This window comes from Klebsiella sp. Ech2A, from assembly GCF_030078455.1.
Classification (GTDB): domain Bacteria; phylum Pseudomonadota; class Gammaproteobacteria; order Enterobacterales; family Enterobacteriaceae; genus Klebsiella; species Klebsiella terrigena.
The window spans coordinates 1-1,315 of the sequence record NZ_JAQGFU010000426.1; the positions used below are offsets into that span (position 1 = coordinate 1).

Annotated in this window: 2 protein-coding genes; both read left to right on the forward strand. The window is 65.5% G+C overall.

Annotation, left to right across the window (positions count from 1 at the left end):
* Positions 1–856: aminotransferase class V-fold PLP-dependent enzyme (locus tag PFH44_RS27685; RefSeq protein ID WP_283826855.1), on the forward strand; the 856-nt coding region annotated here is incomplete at its 5' end.
* A 13-nt stretch (positions 857–869) separates the two neighbouring features.
* On the forward strand, positions 870–1,315 hold a 446-nt coding region (locus PFH44_RS27690; RefSeq protein WP_463671593.1), incomplete at its 3' end, for a beta/alpha barrel domain-containing protein.

Here is a 1,315-nt window from a genome sequence, read left to right on the forward strand (position 1 = left end):
GATCCACCGTATCGCGGTGGACGGCAACGGCGCGCTGGATATGGCGCAGTTCCGGGCGGCGCTTACTCCCCGGGTCGCGCTGGTTAGCGTGATGTGGGCGAATAACGAAACCGGCGTCATTTTCCCGGTGGTCGAATTGGCGGAGCTGGCCCATCAACAGGGCGCGCTGTTCCACTGCGACGCGGTGCAGGTGGTGGGCAAGCTGTCGATGGCGGTCGGCAAAACCGCCATCGACATGCTCTCCTGCTCGGCGCATAAGTTTCACGGCCCGAAGGGCGTCGGCTGCCTCTACCTGCGGCGGGGGACGCGCTTTCGCCCGCTGCTGCGCGGCGGCCATCAGGAGCACGGACGGCGGGCCGGAACGGAAAACATCTCCGGGATCGTCGGCATGGGCGCGGCCTGCGAGCTGGCGCAGATCCATCTGCCGGGCATGGAGCAAACCGGCCTGCTGCGCGATAGCCTTGAACAACGCCTGCAGGCCTGCGTCCCATCGGTCATGGTGATGGGCGGCGGCCAGCCGCGGGTGCCCGGCACGCTGAATCTGGCCTTTGAGTTTATTGAAGGTGAAGCGATCCTGCTGCTGCTGAATCAGGTCGGGATTGCCGCCTCCAGCGGCAGCGCCTGCACCTCGGGTTCGCTGGAGCCCTCGCACGTGATGCGGGCGATGAATATTCCCTACACCGCGGCCCACGGCACCATCCGTTTCTCCCTCTCACGCTACACCCGGGAAAAAGAGATGGATTACGTCATTGCCATGCTGCCGCCGATTATTGAGCGCCTGCGGGCGCTGTCGCCCTACTGGCAGGACGGCAGGCCGCATCCGACGGCGGATGCATTTACGCCGGTTTATGGCTAAGGCGGAGACGACGATGAGACGCGTGCTGATCAACGACACCACGCTGCGCGACGGCGAACAGAGCCCCGGCGTGGCCTTTCGCCCCAGCGAGAAGGTGGCCATCGCCGAGGCGCTGTATGCGGCGGGAATTACGGCGCTGGAGGTGGGAACCCCGGCAATGGGGGATGAGGAGCTTGCGCGGATCCAGCTGGTGCGCCGCCAGCTTCCCCACGCCACGCTGATGACCTGGTGTCGGATGAACGCGCGGGAGATCCGCCAGAGCGCCGATTTAGGCATCGACTGGGTAGATATCTCCATTCCGGCCTCGGATAAGCTGCGCCAGTACAAGCTACGCGAACCGCTGGCGCTGCTGCTGGAGCGGCTGGCGACCTTTATTCAGCTTGCGCGGACCCTTGGCCTGCAGGTGTGCATCGGCTGCGAAGATGCCTCCCGCGCCAGCGGCCAGACCCTGCGCGATAT